The organism is Streptomyces sp. NBC_01669, assembly GCF_026339735.1.
Classification (GTDB): domain Bacteria; phylum Actinomycetota; class Actinomycetes; order Streptomycetales; family Streptomycetaceae; genus Streptomyces; species Streptomyces yanii.
Genome location: NZ_JAPEQG010000001.1, coordinates 3,971,725 through 3,986,572, shown reverse-complemented (window position 1 = coordinate 3,986,572; position 14,848 = coordinate 3,971,725). Strand labels below are relative to the sequence as shown.

General features: G+C 68.7%; 14 protein-coding genes, 2 tRNA genes and 1 pseudogene. 11 read left to right on the top strand and 6 right to left on the bottom strand.

Annotation, left to right across the window (positions count from 1 at the left end):
- Positions 1–266: 266 nt before the first annotated feature.
- Positions 267–998, bottom strand: coding sequence for a hypothetical protein (locus OG972_RS17630; RefSeq protein ID WP_266982639.1), 732 nt, complete (start codon positions 996–998; stop codon positions 267–269).
- Positions 999–1,189: 191 nt separating this feature from the next.
- The gene (locus tag OG972_RS17625; protein WP_266982638.1) at positions 1,190–1,789 is read right to left on the bottom strand and encodes a hypothetical protein; all 600 of its coding nucleotides are present in this window, start codon (positions 1,787–1,789) and stop codon (positions 1,190–1,192) included.
- A gap of 1,579 nt (positions 1,790–3,368) precedes the next feature.
- Here OG972_RS17625 and OG972_RS17620 point away from each other — a divergent pair.
- A complete protein-coding gene (locus OG972_RS17620; protein ID WP_266982637.1) occupies positions 3,369–3,584 on the top strand; it encodes a hypothetical protein in 216 nt (71 codons plus the stop codon).
- Between the two features lie 762 nt (positions 3,585–4,346).
- Here OG972_RS17620 and OG972_RS17615 read toward each other — a convergent pair.
- The 3 genes from OG972_RS17615 to OG972_RS17605 all read right to left on the bottom strand — a co-directional run bounded on the left by OG972_RS17615 (position 4,347) and on the right by OG972_RS17605 (position 6,696).
- A complete protein-coding gene (locus OG972_RS17615; protein ID WP_266982636.1) occupies positions 4,347–4,586 on the bottom strand; it encodes a hypothetical protein in 240 nt (79 codons plus the stop codon).
- Positions 4,587–4,733: 147 nt separating this feature from the next.
- Positions 4,734–5,390, bottom strand: coding sequence for an SDR family oxidoreductase (locus OG972_RS17610; RefSeq protein WP_266982635.1), 657 nt, complete (start codon positions 5,388–5,390; stop codon positions 4,734–4,736).
- Between the two features lie 34 nt (positions 5,391–5,424).
- A complete protein-coding gene (locus OG972_RS17605) occupies positions 5,425–6,696 on the bottom strand; it encodes an amidohydrolase family protein (protein ID WP_266982634.1) in 1,272 nt (423 codons plus the stop codon).
- A 371-nt stretch (positions 6,697–7,067) separates the two neighbouring features.
- On the opposite strand from OG972_RS17605, the gene OG972_RS17600 reads away from it, so the two are divergent.
- The 8 genes from OG972_RS17600 (at position 7,068) to OG972_RS17565 (ending at position 11,887) form a co-directional block, all read left to right on the top strand.
- Positions 7,068–7,140, top strand: a tRNA-Thr gene (locus tag OG972_RS17600).
- A gap of 47 nt (positions 7,141–7,187) precedes the next feature.
- A tRNA-Met gene (locus OG972_RS17595) sits at positions 7,188–7,260 on the top strand.
- 89 nt (positions 7,261–7,349) lie between these two features.
- The gene (gene rpmG / locus OG972_RS17590; RefSeq protein WP_003956487.1) at positions 7,350–7,514 is read left to right on the top strand and encodes a 50S ribosomal protein L33; all 165 of its coding nucleotides are present in this window, start codon (positions 7,350–7,352) and stop codon (positions 7,512–7,514) included.
- Between the two features lie 117 nt (positions 7,515–7,631).
- Complete coding sequence (locus tag OG972_RS17585) at positions 7,632–8,084, top strand: MaoC family dehydratase N-terminal domain-containing protein (RefSeq protein WP_266982633.1); 453 nt, start codon at positions 7,632–7,634, stop codon at positions 8,082–8,084.
- Positions 8,084–8,512 carry a MaoC family dehydratase gene (locus OG972_RS17580; protein WP_266982632.1) on the top strand — a complete coding sequence of 143 codons (429 nt, stop codon included), beginning with the start codon at positions 8,084–8,086 and terminating at the stop codon, positions 8,510–8,512. Before OG972_RS17585 ends, OG972_RS17580 begins: the two co-directional genes overlap by 1 nt.
- A 155-nt stretch (positions 8,513–8,667) precedes the next feature.
- A complete protein-coding gene (locus tag OG972_RS17575) occupies positions 8,668–9,216 on the top strand; it encodes a TetR/AcrR family transcriptional regulator (RefSeq protein ID WP_266982631.1) in 549 nt (182 codons plus the stop codon).
- A 91-nt stretch (positions 9,217–9,307) separates the two neighbouring features.
- Positions 9,308–10,738 (top strand): MFS transporter, encoded by a 1,431-nt coding sequence (locus tag OG972_RS17570; protein ID WP_266982630.1) that lies wholly within the window; start codon positions 9,308–9,310, stop codon positions 10,736–10,738.
- Between the two features lie 93 nt (positions 10,739–10,831).
- Positions 10,832–11,887, top strand: coding sequence for a UDP-N-acetylmuramate dehydrogenase (locus OG972_RS17565; protein WP_266982629.1), 1,056 nt, complete (start codon positions 10,832–10,834; stop codon positions 11,885–11,887).
- A gap of 13 nt (positions 11,888–11,900) precedes the next feature.
- Here OG972_RS17565 and OG972_RS17560 read toward each other — a convergent pair whose 3' ends face one another.
- Positions 11,901–12,536 (bottom strand): NAD(P)-dependent oxidoreductase, encoded by a 636-nt coding sequence (locus OG972_RS17560; protein WP_266982627.1) that lies wholly within the window; start codon positions 12,534–12,536, stop codon positions 11,901–11,903.
- Between the two features lie 86 nt (positions 12,537–12,622).
- Here OG972_RS17560 and OG972_RS17555 point away from each other — a divergent pair, with 86 nt between their 5' ends.
- Positions 12,623–13,228, top strand: coding sequence for a TetR/AcrR family transcriptional regulator (locus OG972_RS17555; RefSeq protein ID WP_266982625.1), 606 nt, complete (start codon positions 12,623–12,625; stop codon positions 13,226–13,228).
- A 123-nt stretch (positions 13,229–13,351) separates the two neighbouring features.
- Positions 13,352–14,790: pseudogene (locus OG972_RS17550) on the top strand (NF041680 family putative transposase).
- The last annotated feature ends 58 nt before the right edge of the window (positions 14,791–14,848 follow it).

Here is a 14,848-nt window from a genome sequence, read left to right as displayed (position 1 = left end):
GGCTGTGGGCCATGTGTGGGCCATCGAAGCGCCCCCGGGGGCCAGTCGTAGCGAATGCGCAGGTCAGGGGCTCAGGTGTTCGCGTATGCGGGCGGTCTTGAAAACCGTCGTGGCAGTGATGCCACCGCAGGTCCGCCACAGCCGGGCTAAGGCCCAGTTCAGCCGGCTGCTCCCGAGTCCGGGGGCAGCCCGTCCGATCGTGCCCCGCTGGAAGCGATGGCCAACCTGCTTGACTCAGCCAGCTATCGGGCTCAGATCTGGTGGTGTCAGCCGTCGAACCAGACGACCAGACGGACGCCCTCGTCGCCGTGCAGGTCTGCCAGCGTGCGCATGACCGACCAGATGGAACCCCATTCGCTGTCGGGCACGGCATGCTTCCGCTGTAGGCGGCCGATGCGGAAGAGCCGGTCGCCGTCTGGCCACTCGGTGTTCTCGGGATAGACGCTGCCTGCGCAATAGAGGTGCCGGGCATCGGTGAGGCCGGAGAGTTCGGCAAAGCGGGTGAGGCTGGAGTTCCGTCCGTGCATCTTCCAGCTGCCGTCAGGGCTTCGGCGGTACTCGTGAACACAGCCATCGACCTCGTTTGCGACCTCGTCCCAGTCGGCGGCTGTCAGCTCCGCCCAGGAGATCCAGGACTCGCCGTGCAGCTCATCACTCCAGGGCTCGAAGTCAGCGAGGACCTCTTTCGACACGTCATGAGGGAGGCCTCGATGATCGGCAAGTGCGCGGAATGAGGTGGTGTCGCGGACACCGAACAGGGACCCGAAGGCAACGTAGTCGCGCCCGTTGTAGAGATGCGAAAGGTCGATGACCTGGTTCCACGCGCGATCGTCCTCGTCCAGCCAGCGATCCCAGCGGCAACTCGATGAAGCCGTGAATGTCTGTCCCCATGCCCGGCATTGTTCTCCGTCGGCACGAGACGGATGAAGGTATTTCTGGCTCCTCGCCAGCCGCGCGTGCAGCCTCTCGGGCCACGCCTTCCCCCAGGTGTGCCCCAAGAGCTTGCACCGGCGGAGGAACCGCAGCTCAGACGTACCAGGGGGAGCCCGCTGTAAACATGAACCCCGGCGAAGCCCACCCAACGCGAAAATCGGGCCAGCGGTCTGCCCACACGCCCCAACAAGCGAAGAAGAGCCCGTCAGCAAGCTGACGGGCTCCCGCGAAAGATCGAGGCTAACCTGCCATCAGATCAGATCGTCGGTGTGTCATCGACGATCTCCTTGTGCGGTTCGACAATGAACCTCCAGCCATCGCTGGGCTCCAGGAACCGCACTCGGGTCGGGTAGATGTCCAGGGCACGGCGGTCGCGGTTTTGGCTGTTCGTGTTCTTCCGCCCCCGGGCCGGCTCCTCGTACAGGTCGACCTTGACGTCCGGCACCGCGACGGTCTCCTCGCTCCAGCGCTGAACGATCCCCGCGCCGAACGCGTCCCGTGCGGCGGAGTAGAGCGACTCCAGGGATTCCTTATTCCCGTCAGGCACGAAGAGGGCGAGGTTCAGGAGGACGCCGGCACTCTGGAGAACCTCGATTTCTTCCCCTGCCTTGTCGGCAATCCAGATCCCGCACTCTTCGGCATTGTCCGGGAGAACATGTATTTCCTTACCGAAGATCGTCCTTGCAGTGAAGGACCCTCCCTCGAAATTCTTACCCGGCCTCGTAAGGAAAGCCGGGGCGTAGCAGTCGAGAGGAAGACCATCCATCTCCGCCGAGACGAAGATGCCGTCCTGGAGGCCCAATTCCGAAACCTCTCCGACCGTAAGACGTCGAGCCGTAACCTTCTCGGTATTCACGCCATTCCCCTTTTTTCGTGGCGCCCTGTAAATTCATTAGGACTATACCATGAAAGCGAACAGTCAATCCCTTTACGTGCACCTTCGCTCTCGCGATAGTACAGTCAATCCTCCGAGTAGTTTCTTCCGGCGGAACAGCAGGCAAATCCTCTCGCATCGCCAGCGAAATATAGCCCCCGTAGGGAAATGCGGTGAGGTCCAAGAGGTGACTCACCGCTTCGGCGGGGTTTTCGGAACTAACCTAAAAGCCTAAGTCCACTGTTATAGGAACGACGTTGCCCTGAGCCGAGCGTTAAGTATCAGCCATCGACCACAGTTGGAGGCTGCAGGTTCTGATCCCCGCACCAAGCGGTAACTCCTCGGAAGGTGCGGTAGGTTGGTGCGCCGCTCGGGGGCCGTTCGGTTGCCCGCGCAGCCTCAGAGTGGCGCCATCTCCAACTCTGATTGCCCACTGAACGGGGAGGAGAGAACATGCGCTTCCTGCGCACTCGCGTTGTGCCGGTCACTGTGTCTCTCGGGGCGGGTTTGCTACTTGGCCTAGTGGGCCCCGTGGCTGGGAAATGGGATAATCCCGTTTGCGTCGCCGTGAGTACTGTTTTTTCTAGTGGTTGGCCGTGGGCCTGTTATGCATTCCTGGTGGGCTATTTCCGCCGATCCAAAATCGAGTCAGCGTTGCTGCCGTCTTTGGGGTTGGCTATCGGCGTAGTCACATACTACCTTTTTAAGGGCATGAACCCCACCATTCCGGCCGGAATGGAACCTGCCGCCTCCGTTCCGGTCGGAATGGAATCTGGCGCCTCCAGCGAGGGGCAAATTCTCGTGTGGGGAATAGCGGCTTTCGTGTTTGGTGCGCCTGTGGGACTCGTGGGGAATGTAGCGCGAACGCCCGGAGTTGGTGGCCTTCTGTTCCGCCTGCTTGTTCCATTGATCGCCTTCTTTGAGGCCACTCAGCGCTTGAGCACAGAGGCTGACTCGCAAGGGATAACGTTCTCCATAACCTGGAACACGATTCGCGTTGCTGCAATCATTTCCGCTGTCGCTCTCGTCGGGCACACAGTGTGGAGCTGGCGCGCTCGACGCAGCCGACCCGAGGGGTGGGCGGAAGGTGGCGTGTCAGCAAAGCGTCGCCAACTAAGTCAGTCGCCAAGTGAAATGTGAGCGGCCTTGGTCGAACGGCCGACCAGCGCTCGAAACGGGCGAGGGTCTCCCGCGGTGTTCTTGGGGCCCCTTCCCCCAGGGGTGTCCAGCGACGGAGAAGCTGCAGGTGAAATGGGTTAAGGGGAGCCCTCAGTAAATCTGTCGCCTAGCTGCAGGAGTCGCAGACGCCAGTTGCCGGGAGCTGGACGAAGCAGCCGCGGCATACAGGCGGCGGCTCAGCAGTCCGGGCGCGCCGCCGCTCGATGGTCGCTTGGTACCTGGGAGCGAGGGCGGGCACCCCTCCGGCTTGGGCGGGCCGGGTCAGCGGCCCCGCTCCCGACAGCCATGTCACCTGAATGGCGCAACATGATGTGCCACCCACATGGGCGAAGATCAAGCTGGGTAGTGCCCCAACCGAGGCAATCCGTGAAAGGGAAACCAAATGCGCATTCGACGAATCCTCGCCGCCGTAATCGCCACGGCAGCCCTCGCCGGACTCGGCCTCACAGGCGCCGCCACCGCCACCGCCGCCACGGCACAGGGTGCCCCATCCTCCGTCTCCCCTTCTGAGTGCAGGCAGGGCGGCGGAATGCCCGCGATCAATGAGCCGGGCAACCCCTGCAAGGGCGGTATGTACGACGGCGAGCCGGTCGACTAAACCCCACAAGGCGCCCCGCAGTCACGCGCCGCGGGGCGCTCCCGCGCGAGCGTAGCCGGGAGAGTCGCAGGGACTGTGCCGACCCGTCAGACACGCCCTAGACGCCACCCGATCCCGGCCTCAGTCTGAGGCCGGTTGACGCGTGGCAAGTCGAGGAAGTCCACGCAGCAACAAGGTTCCGCCCGAACGCGAGGGCGACGCTTCCGGGCGCATCGTGGGGCGCATCGTGGGGCACGGAGCGGCGCACTGCGGGAACGGTCAGCTCAGCGCGGAGTGATCGCGCGGTCTGTAAATCTGCCGGCTCAGCCTACCCAGGTTCGAACCCTGTCGCCGCCACTCGAACAGAGCCCCTGACCAGCACAAATGGTCGGGGGCTCAGTCATTTTCTGCCCCCTTCGCGAGCCTTCCCACCGTGGTTCGAACCGCTGCTTACCGCTACGCCTGCCCTGTTCGCTCCGAGCGTTCCATGCTGCGCCGAGCCGGCCCGGCCCCGTGGGGATCCGGTGGCCCGCAGTACGGTCCGGTGGGTGCGGAGCAGGGTCTCCAGCCGATTGGCCGGAGATCGGGGTTGCCGCATTCGCTGCCTGCCGGCCTGGTGGAGCTCAAGCCTGGGACCGGCCCCCGCCGAACGGTGTCCTCCGCCCCGGCGCACAGCCGGGGGAAGAGGCGAGGCGACCGGGCGTACAGCGCCCGGCCCTGCGAGCCGGGCCGCTTGGACTTCGAGGTTTCCTGACGCGCAGCGTGTCGGCCTGGTCTCCGCCTTCACCGATGCTCCGGCGCCCGCCGGTGGGCCGCTGCGCGCAATTGACGTGCGGCCAGTTCGGCGCCCATGCAGGCGATGCGTGACGAGCAGGCCGTGCCCGGGGGAAGCGCGGCCGGGCCCCACAGCCGGCCCACCCGTTGCGCGAGTTGGCGCACGGTCAACTGCTCGCCGGTGTCCTCGCGGAGGCCGCGCGCGACACGGCAGGTGGCTGTGCGGATCAGGGCTGTTGAGCGACGCATGGGTCCTCCTCCCGGCGGGGCTTACGAGCCGTCGGGAGGATCAACGACGCGGGCGGCGGATGGTCACCCGTTCGGCCGCAGAAACCTCGTACGAGGGAGAGCGGGGGGAGGGGCGTGTCGGGCTCTGTGCTCCTCCCCGTCGCCCGCTCAGTTCCCCGCGACGTCCTTGATCGCCACCGTCAGCGGCACGTTCCCCGAGATCAGTTCCAGGGTCAGTCCCGCTGTCGCCGGGGTGTCCAGCAGTTCGAGCAGCGTCGCCGCCACGTCGTCGCGCGGTACCGTTCCGCGCCCCGTCGAGGCTGCCAGCAGAACCTGCCCGTTGCCCGCGTCGTTGGTGAGCATTCCGGGGCGCAGGATCGTCCAGTCGAGTGCGGTCCTGGAGCGCACGTAGGCGTCGGCGGCGCCCTTGGCCCGCAGGTACACGTCGAAGACCTCGTCGCCAGGGTGGTCCGGATCGGCGCCCATGGAGGAGACCACGACGTAGCGCCGTACGCCCGCCCGTTCCGCCGCGTCCGCGAACAGCACTGCCGCGCCGCGGTCCACCGTGTCCTTGCGGGCCGTACCGCTGTTCGGGCCCGCGCCGGCCGCGAAGACCGTCGCGTCGGCGCCGCGCAGCACCTCGGCCACGTCCTCCACGGAGGCCGATTCGAGGTCCAGGACGACCGGTTCGGCGCCTGCCGACCGGAGGTCCTCGCCCTGTTCCGGGTTGCGGATGATGCCGACCGCTTCGTCTCCGCGCGCAGCGAGCAGCCGCTCCAGCCGCAGCGCGATCTGACCATGTCCACCTGCGATGACAATGCGCATAGTCACGACCGTACGCCGCGGCGCGCCGCCCCGCTCAGGACCCGCCGCCCGGTCCGGGATCAGGGCGGCCCTGGCGGGGCAGATCGAGTGCGACGACGGTCTCGGAGTCGCAGTACTCGCGGACCGCGCTGGTGCGGGCCACCACGCGTCCGCGGTGCACGACGATCCGGCTGTACGCGAGTGAGAGCGCGCCGGAGAGCTGTTCGCCCCGTACGGCGAGGAGTTCGGCGGGGAAGCCTGCCTCGACGCGGACCTCGGGCAGTCCCATGGCCTTTCTGGCGGCCGTGGAGACGGCGTCGTATGCCTCCTCGGGGCGGAGGCCGCTCTGTGAGGCGAGCAGGTAGGCGGCCTCCAGCGGGTCTCCGCGGCCCACGGGGTTTGCGACGTCGCGCAGTGCCCCGCTGCCTGCCGCTACGCGCACTCCGGCGGCGCGCAGCAGCCGTACGGGGGCGGCGCCCCCGCGTTCGGCGCCGCAGCAGCCGCCCTGGGGGAGGCAGATCACGGTCACTTCGGCGGCGGCGAGCTGGTCGGCGGTGCGGGTCGCGGTTTCCGGGGGGAGCCGGTCGAGGCCGGCGCACGGGCCTATGGAGACGCCGGGCCTGTGTCCGGCGGCCATGGCGGCGAGCCGGGCGAGGCGGGCGGGGTCGTCGCCGTCCATGTGCAGGTCGACGGGGCAGTGGTGTTCGGCGGCGACCTCCAGGACGGCTTCGGTGTATCCGGCCGGGTCGGGGTCGAGCTCGGGGCAGCCGCCGATCACGTCGGCTCCTGTTTTCACTGCGTCGCGCAGCATGGCGAGGCTGTCGGCGCCTGCGATTCCGGTGAGCAGGCGGGGTACGGCGACCGAGGTCAGTTCGGTGAGTCCGTGCAGGGAGCGGCGCGCCTGGAGTACTGCTTCGAGGCCGGCGAGTCCGGTGACGTCCCCGATCCGTACGTGTGAGCGCAGGGCGGTGGCGCCGTGGCCGAGTTGCAGCAGGGCGGCTTCGGTGGCGCGGCGCTGGATGTCCTCGGGGTGGTGCGAGGCCGGTCCGGAGCTGTCGGGGCCGGTGCTGTCCGCGGTGAGTGCGGTGTCGCTGTGGGCGTGGGGTTCTGCGGGGGCGGGGAGCAGCAGATAGCCGCGCAGGTCGATGCGGGGGCCGGGGGCGGTCAGGCTGCCTGTGGTGCCGACGGCCTCGATGCGGCCGCGGCCGAGCCGTACGTCGACGATGCGGCCGTCGGTGAGCCGGGCGCCGCACAGGATCAGGGCGTTGGCTTCGGTGGCGGCGTCGGCGGCGTGGTTGTCGGGCTGCCGCGGCCGGCTGTCGGGCATCGCGCTCCTGGGAGGGTTACAAGATCACGCAGAGTGAGTCGAGCCTAGGGGTGCGTTCGTCCCGGTTCGAGGAGGAGGGAAATAGTCGTACCGGTGTGGCCTCGTGAGGTGTGCGCGGCGGGTGGGAGGGGCCTGCGCGGTGGCTCTTCCTGGGTCGGCCGGGCGTGGCTCACGGCGCTGGTCGGGTTGCCGGTCACGTTGCTGATCAGGCGGCGGTTGCGGCCGCAGGTCGGGCTCCCGGCCGGGTCGTCTGCCGGTCGTGGACCGGGGGTCGGTCGGGGGATCGGGGCGGGGCCGGTCATCGCTGGGGCGGGGGGCTCCGAAACGGATTTGGGCGATCGGCGGAGGACCGTGTAATGTCTTCATCGCTCGCCCCAATAGCTCAGTCGGTAGAGCGTCTCCATGGTAAGGAGAAGGTCTACGGTTCGATTCCGTATTGGGGCTCTGGTGATCGGAGAACCCCGCCTCGCGGCGGGGGGATCCGTCATCAAAGCGGTGTAGCTCAGTCGGTAGAGCAAGCGGCTCATAATCGCTGTGTCACCGGTTCAAGTCCGGTCACCGCTACTTACGGTAGCCGATTGTGGGGTCGGTCCTTCGATCGGCTACTCTTTTTTGCGTTCATCCGTCCATCCGTCCGTCCAAGGAGCACTCACGTGGCTGCCACCGACGTCCGCCCGAAGATCACGCTGGCCTGCGTGGAGTGCAAGGAGCGGAACTACATCACCAAGAAGAACCGGCGTAACAACCCGGACCGTCTTGAGATGAAGAAGCACTGCCCGCGCTGCAACTCGCACACTGCGCACCGCGAAACCCGCTGAATCAGGCTCGTACACGAGGCCGTCCCCACTGGGGGCGGCCTCGTGTCGTTGTATAGGACTGTCCCGTACAGGGTTGTTCATCGGCCTTTTCGTCTTTCATCAGGAGGTAGCGAGCCCATGGCGCTCGACCAGTCCTTCGTCGGGCGGACTTATCCGCCCACCGCGCCGTACGAGGTCGGCCGGGAGAAGATCCGTGAGTTCGCCGAGGCGGTGGGGGACACCAATCCCGCGTACGTCGATCCGGCGGCCGCCCGGGCGCTCGGACATTCCGATGTCATCGCGCCGCCCACTTTTGTCTTCTCGATCACTTTCAAGGCTGCGGGGCAGGTGGTGCAGGACCCGCAGCTGGGCCTGGACTACAGCCGTGTGGTGCATGGTGACCAGAAGTTCGCATACGTGCGTCCGGTGCGGGCGGGGGACCGGCTGACGGTCACTTCGACGATCGAGGGCGTCAAGTCCATGGCGGGCAACGACATTCTCGACATCCGTGGTGAGGTCCATGACGAGGCCGGCGAGCATGTCGTGACCGCGTGGACGAAGCTGGTGGCGCGCGCCGCCGAGGAGGCGTGATGACGGCGAAGGTGAATTACGCATCGGTCGAGGTCGGTACGGAGTTGCCGGCGCAGTCCTTCCGGGTGACCCGCGCGACGCTCGTGCAGTACGCGGGCGCCTCCGGTGACTTCAACCCGATCCACTGGAACGAGAAGTTCGCCCTCGAGGTCGGGCTGCCGGATGTGATCGCGCACGGCATGTTCACCATGGCCGAGGCGGTCCGGGTGGTCACGGACTGGGTCGGTGACCCGGGTGCGGTCGTCGAGTACGGGGTGCGGTTCACCAAGCCGGTCGTCGTGCCGAACGACGACAAGGGTGCGCTGATCGAGGTCAGTGCCAAGGTGGCGGCCCTGCTGGACGACAAGCAGGTGCGGGTGGACCTGACGGCGATGAGCGAGGGCAAGAAGGTGCTGGGGATGTCCCGCGCCGTTGTGCGGCTCGCCTGAGCCGTTGTCGAGCCACGTTCATGAGTGAGGGGCACTCTCCGCCGGGGGTGCCCCTCACCCGTACTCGCGAGGCCCTCGCGTCATGTTCCGGAGCGGCTGTCCCGTACCGCTTGACCAAGTTAGTGATTGAGTACTAACTTATCTGCATGGTCAGGATGAGTGCAGAGGAGCGGCGCGAGAGCGTCATCCGCGCGGCGATCACCGAGTTCGCCCGCGGTGGGTACAACGCCACCTCCACGGAGGCGATCGCCAAGCGGGTCGGCGTGTCGCAGCCGTATCTCTTCCGTCTCTTCCCCAGTAAGCAGGCCATGTTCCTCGCCGCCTCCGACCGCTGCCTGGCGGACACCCGGAAGATCTTCGCCGAGGCCGGCGAGGGCCTGGAGGGGCAGGAGGCGCTCCTGGCCATGGCGGCGGCGTATCAGCGCCTCATCGTCGACGACCCCGACAAACTGCTGATGCAGATGCAGATGTACGCGGCGGTCGCGGCGGCCGAGGCCTCCGGGGACCACGAGTTCGGTGAGTCGGCTCGGGCCGGCTGGCTGCAGATGTGGGACGAGATCCACCTCGCGCTCGGCGCCGATCCCGGCGGGACCACGACCTTCCTCGCGTACGGCATGCTCGTCAACACCCTGGCCTCGCTCGGCTTCCCGGCCGGTCACCGTGTCTGGTCCGGTTTCTATCCCTCGGCGCAGCCGAGGGCCTGAGCGGCCGGCCACCCGAACAGTGCGACCCGGGTTCGGCCCGGTTCTCTGCCCATGAAAGTTAGTCATTAATAACTAACCCCCAGGGGGAGCAGTGAATCAGCACACGACAGGCCGCTCAGGAGTGGTCTGGGCCCTCGTCATCACCAGCGTCGCCGGTTTCATGGCGGCCCTCGACAATCTCGTCGTCACCACCGCTCTGCCCTCCATTCGCAAGAGTCTCGGCGGCGAGCTGGCGGAGCTCGAGTGGACGGTGAACGCGTACACCCTGACCTTCGCCGTCCTGCTGATGCTCGGTGCCGCTCTCGGCGACCGGTTCGGTCGGCGACGGCTCTTCCTCGCCGGGCTCACCGTCTTCACCGGCGCCTCCGCCGCGGCTGCCCTGTCGTCCGGGATCAACGAGCTGATCGCCTTCAGGGCCGTCCAGGGCATCGGCGCGGCGATCATGATGCCGCTGACGCTCACCCTGCTCACGGCCGCCGTGCCGGCCGCCCGCCGCGGCATGGCCCTCGGGATCTTCAGCGCCGTCACCGGACTCGCCGTGGCCAGTGGCCCGCTGATCGGCGGCAGCCTGACCGAGCACATCTCCTGGCAGTGGATCTTCTGGCTGAACGTGCCGGTCGGCCTGGTCCTGCTGCCGCTGGCCCGGCTGCGCCTGGCGGAGTCGTACGCCCCGAACGCCCGGCTCGACATCCCCGGCACGCTCCTCGTCAGCGGAGGTCTCTTCGGCATCGTCTACGGGCTGGTCAACGCCAACACCGACGGCTGGACCAGCGCCACGGTCCTGACCGGACTGATCGCGGGCTCCGCGCTGATGGGCGGCTTCGTCCACCACGGCTTCCGGGCGAAGCACCCGATGCTGCCGATGCGGCTCTTCCGCAACCGCGGGTTCTTCGGGATCAACATGGCCGGCCTGCTGATGTTCCTCGGGATGTTCGGATCGATCTTCCTGCTCAGCCAGTACCTCCAGGGCGTGCTGGGCTACTCGCCGACCGAGGCCGGGCTGCGGATGCTGCCCTGGACCGGCATGCCGATGCTGGTCGCTCCGATTGCCGGGTATCTCTCCGACCGGTTCGGCGGGCGCCCGGTTGTCGTGACCGGTCTCGCGCTCCAGGCCGTCGGGCTGGCGCTCTTCGCCATGGTCATCGCCCCCGACGCCTCGTACACCGCGCAACTGCCCGCCCTGATGATCGGCGGTGTCGGCATGGCGCTCTACTTCGCGCCGGCCGCCAGCCTTGTCATGTCGAGTGTCCGGCCCGCCGAGCAGGGCATCGCCTCCGGCGCCAACAACGCCCTGCGTGAGGTCGGCGGCGCCCTCGGGGTCGCGGTGCTCGCCTCGGTCTTCTCCGCGCAGGGCGGTTACGGCTCCGCGCAGTCCTTCACGGACGGGACCGTCCCGGCGGTCTGGATCGGGGCCGGTTTCGTGGCGCTCGCCGCGCTCGTGGCACTGCTGATCCCGGGCCGCCGCCCCGCGCCGGCGGCGGAGCCGGAGCCGGCCGTGGAGCGGGCCGCCGTCGCCGCCTGATCCGTGGCCCGGTCCCGTCCGACCCGGCTGCCCTGTGTGCACGGTCCGTGGCCCCGCCCGAGCGGTGGCGCCGCGGACCGTACTCTTGTCCCCGTGCAGGAACTCCACGACGCCCCCCTCGCCCCTCTGACCACCTTCCGGCTCGGCGGCCCCGCGGCCCGCCTCCTCACGGCAACGACGGACGCCGAGGTGGTCGCAGCCGTGCGTGAGGCCGACGAGGACGGCACTCCGCTCCTCGTCGTCGGCGGCGGCAGCAACCTGGTCATCGGCGACAAGGGCTTCGACGGCACCGCCCTGCGCATCGCGACCAAGGGCTTCGCGCTCTCCGGTACGACGCTGGAACTGGCCGCCGGAGAGATCTGGACGGACGCCGTCGCCCGCACGGTCGAAGCCGGTCTCGCGGGCATCGAGTGCCTGGCCGGAATCCCCGGCTCGGCGGGTGCGACGCCGATCCAGAACGTCGGTGCGTACGGCCAGGAGGTCGCGTCGACCATCACGGAGGTCGTCGCCTATGACCGGTACGCCCGCGAAACGGTCACCATCCCGAATGCCGAGTGCGCATTCTCGTACCGCCACAGCCGCTTCAAGGCCGAACCCGACCGCTTCGTGGTGCTGCGTGTCCGTTTCGAGCTGGAAGACGCGGGCGGTCTCTCCGCGCCCATCAAGTACCCCGAAACGGCCCGTGCCATGGGTGTGGAGCAGGGCGACCGGGTGCCCGCGGCGGCCGCCCGTGAGACCGTGCTGCGGCTCCGGGCCGGCAAGGGCATGGTGCTCGACCCGGAGGACCACGACACCTGGTCGGCGGGGTCCTTCTTCACCAACCCGATCCTCGACGGTGCGCAGTACGAGGCGTTCCTCGCCCGTGCCAAGGACCGGCTCGGCCCCGAGGTGACGCCCCCCGCCTTCCCCGCGGACGGGGGACGCACCAAGACCTCGGCGGCCTGGCTCATCGACCGGGCCGGTTTCACCAAGGGGTACGGATCCGGGCCCGCCCGCATCTCCACCAAGCACACGCTCGCCCTCACCAACCGCGGCGGGGCGACCACCGAGGACCTGCTCGCGCTCGCCCGCGAGGTCGTCGCGGGCGTTCACGACGCCTTCGGCGTCACGCTCGTCAACGAACCGGTGACGGTCGGCGTCACCCTCTGACGCGGGTGTGGTGTCAGTACGCCACGCCCACGCCCTGCTTCACCGCCGCCGGATCGTCGATCAGTGCCAGCATCGCGTGCGCCACATCGGCCCGCGAGATGGACCGGCCGCTGCGCGGATTGCTGCCGTAGACCGTCCGGTACGTCCCGGTCAGCGGCCCGTTGGTGAGCTTCGGCGGCCGGACCGACGTCCAGTCCGTCGCGCTGCGGGCCAGTGCGGCCTCCATCAGCGTGAGGTCGGCATAGACCTCCTTGAGAATCGCCCCGATCGCCTTCAGCATCATCCGGTCCAGCAACGGATCGTCCGCGGGCTTCGGCGCGACCGGGGCCGCGCTCACCACGAGCAGCCGCCGCGTCCCCTCAGCCTCCATCGCCCGCAGCACCGAGCCGGTGAGCCGTTCGGCGATCCCGTCGGCCTTCCGGCCGCGCGAGCCGAGTCCGGAGAGCACCGCGTCCCGCCCGGCGACCGCTTCGCGCAGCGCCTCCGGATCGTCGATCCGCGCCGTTGTACGGACCGTGACGTCGGAGAGCGGGACCGGCAGCCGTGCCGGATCGCGGACCACTGCCGTCACGTCATGGCCCGCGGCCACCGCCTGGCGGACGATCTCCTGGCCGATGCCGCCTGTCGCGCCGAACACCGTGAGTCTCATTGCGCACCCTCCCCGGGTGGGTAAGTATTCACTCACCTCTAGAGTGAGTGGATACTCACCACGCGTCAAGCCTCATTGGAGTGCACATGGAGCAGAAGCCGGCCCGCGTCCGCATCATCGACGCCGCCCACCAGCTGATGCTCACCATCGGCCTGGCCCGGGCCACCACCAAGGAAATCGCCCGGGCGGCGGGCTGTTCGGAGGCGGCCCTCTACAAGCACTTCCCGAGCAAGGAGGAGCTGTTCGTGGCTGTCCTCAAGGAGCGGCTGCCGAAGCTCAACCCGCTCCTGCGGCGGCTGACCGCCGACCCGGCGGCGGGGGAGCGGACGGTCGAGGAGAACCTCACCGAGATCGCCCGCGAGGCCGCGCTCTTCTACGCCCAGAGCTTCCCGATCGCCGCCTCCCTCTATGCCGAGCCGCGGCTCAAGAGCCGCCACGACGCGGTCATGCGCGAGCTCGGCACCGGCCCGCACATGCCGATCCAGGGCGTCGCCGCCTACCTCCGCAGCGAGCAGTCCGCGGGGCGCGTCCGGCCCGGCGCCGACACCTATGCCGCCGCGTCGCTGCTGCTCGGCGCCTGCGTCCAGCGCGCGTTCGCCTACGACGCGACGGAGGAGGGCCGGCCCCCGCACTCACTCGACGAGTTCGCCGCATCCGTGGCGCGGACGGTGCTGCACGGAATCGGCGCCTAAGCTTGGCTTTAAACCCCACCAAGATCATTTCTTGGTGGGGTTTGTCGTTCGCCTGACAGCTGGGCGGCCTCTGCTTGATCATGTGTTTCCGCCAAGAGACACGTTGATCAACCAAAGGCCGTGATGGACAGTCTGCAAGACGGCGCCGTGCGCGTCGAGGCCCTGGCCGGGTTGTCCCGGTTTCGCCGTGAGCTGTACGAGTGCCTGACGTTGCGGGCGGATGCTCTGTTCGAGCTCATGGACGCGGTGCTGTGCGCCGACGGGCCGGTGACGTCCCTGCCGGAACTCTCGCTGTCGGGGGTGCATCGGCGCGGGCACGGAGCGATGTACGACGCGCTGGCCCAGGGGCACATCAACGTGTCCCGGCTTCGGATGGCCCTGGCGGGGCTCGTACTGCCGCGCGGGGCGGACGGGCAGCTGTCCATCGCGCTGGACGTCACTCCGTGGCCGCGTCCGGATGCCGAGTGTTCGCCCCAGCGGCTGCACTGCCACCGTCCGTGCCGGTGCGACGGGGTGCGTCAGACCATCCCGGGCTGGCCCTACCAGGTCGCGGCGGCCCTCGGCGGCGGCCGCTCCTCGTGGACCGGGCCGCTGGACGCGGTGCGATTGGGGCCCGAGGACGATCCCACCGAGGTCACCGCCGCCCAGATCCGCGACCTTGTCGCCCGCCTGGAGCGGGCCGGGCAGTGGCGACCGGGCGACTTGCCGGTGCTGTTCGTCCTGGACTCCGGCTACGACCTCGTGCGCCTGACCTGGCTGCTGCGCGAGGAGCCGGTGCGGCTGCTGGGCCGCATCCGCGCCGACCGGGTGATGCGCGCCCCGGCCGGCAAGCGCCGCGGAACGAACCCCGGGCGCCCGCCCCGACATGGAGCGGAGTTCCGCCTCGCCGACCCCGCCGCCCACCCGGCCCCGGTCCAGGAGTCGGCCGGCGTCCACGACCGCTTCGGCCAGGTCCTCGCCCGCTGCTGGGGCCGCCTGCACCCCAAGCTGGACCGGCGCGGCTCCTGGGCCCACCACGAAGGCGAACTCCCCCTCGTCGAGGGAACGTTGGTCCATCTGGCGGTCGAGCACCTGCCCGGCAACCGCGCCCCCAAGCCGCTATGGCTGTGGCACAGCGACCCCGACGCCACCGCGCACGACGTCGACCGCCTCTGGCGGATCTTCCTTCGACGGTTCGATATCGAGCACACTTTCCGCTTCTTCAAGCAGACCCTCGGCCTGACCCGACCCCGCCTGCGCACCCCCGAACAGGCCGACCGGTGGGTGTGGCTGATCCTCGCCGCCTACGCGCAACTCCGTCTCGCCCGCCCCCTGACCGAGGACCTCCGGCGCCCCTGGGAAAAGCCCCTGACACCGGATCGGCTCACCCCGGCCGGGTCCGGCGCGGCTATCCCCGCATCCGGCGGATCCTGGGCACCCCGGCCCGCGCGCCGAAAGCCTCCCACCCCGGCCCAGGCCGCCCCAAGGGCCGCACCTCCACCCCCGCACCCCGCCACCCAGTCGGCAAGAAACAGCGCAAAACGGATATGCCTAGACGCGGCGGGGCCGAGCAGCAGCCTTAAAGATCAAGCTCAGACCGACCGGCAAATGGAGGGCGGGCGCACGACGACAGCTACGGCA

Bases quoted from the DNA above. Each gene is read 5' to 3' on its own strand.
- OG972_RS17620 (WP_266982637.1), top strand. From the start codon at position 3,369: ATGCGCATTCGACGAATCCTCGCCGCCGTAATCGCCACGGCAGCCCTC.
- OG972_RS17615 (WP_266982636.1), bottom strand. From the start codon at position 4,586: ATGCGTCGCTCAACAGCCCTGATCCGCACAGCCACCTGCCGTGTCGCG.
- OG972_RS17610 (WP_266982635.1), bottom strand. From the start codon at position 5,390: ATGCGCATTGTCATCGCAGGTGGACATGGTCAGATCGCGCTGCGGCTG.
- OG972_RS17605 (WP_266982634.1), bottom strand. From the start codon at position 6,696: ATGCCCGACAGCCGGCCGCGGCAGCCCGACAACCACGCCGCCGACGCC.
- OG972_RS17585 (WP_266982633.1), top strand. From the start codon at position 7,632: ATGGCGCTCGACCAGTCCTTCGTCGGGCGGACTTATCCGCCCACCGCG.
- OG972_RS17580 (WP_266982632.1), top strand. From the start codon at position 8,084: ATGACGGCGAAGGTGAATTACGCATCGGTCGAGGTCGGTACGGAGTTG.
- OG972_RS17575 (WP_266982631.1), top strand. From the start codon at position 8,668: ATGAGTGCAGAGGAGCGGCGCGAGAGCGTCATCCGCGCGGCGATCACC.
- OG972_RS17560 (WP_266982627.1), bottom strand. From the start codon at position 12,536: ATGAGACTCACGGTGTTCGGCGCGACAGGCGGCATCGGCCAGGAGATC.
- OG972_RS17555 (WP_266982625.1), top strand. From the start codon at position 12,623: ATGGAGCAGAAGCCGGCCCGCGTCCGCATCATCGACGCCGCCCACCAG.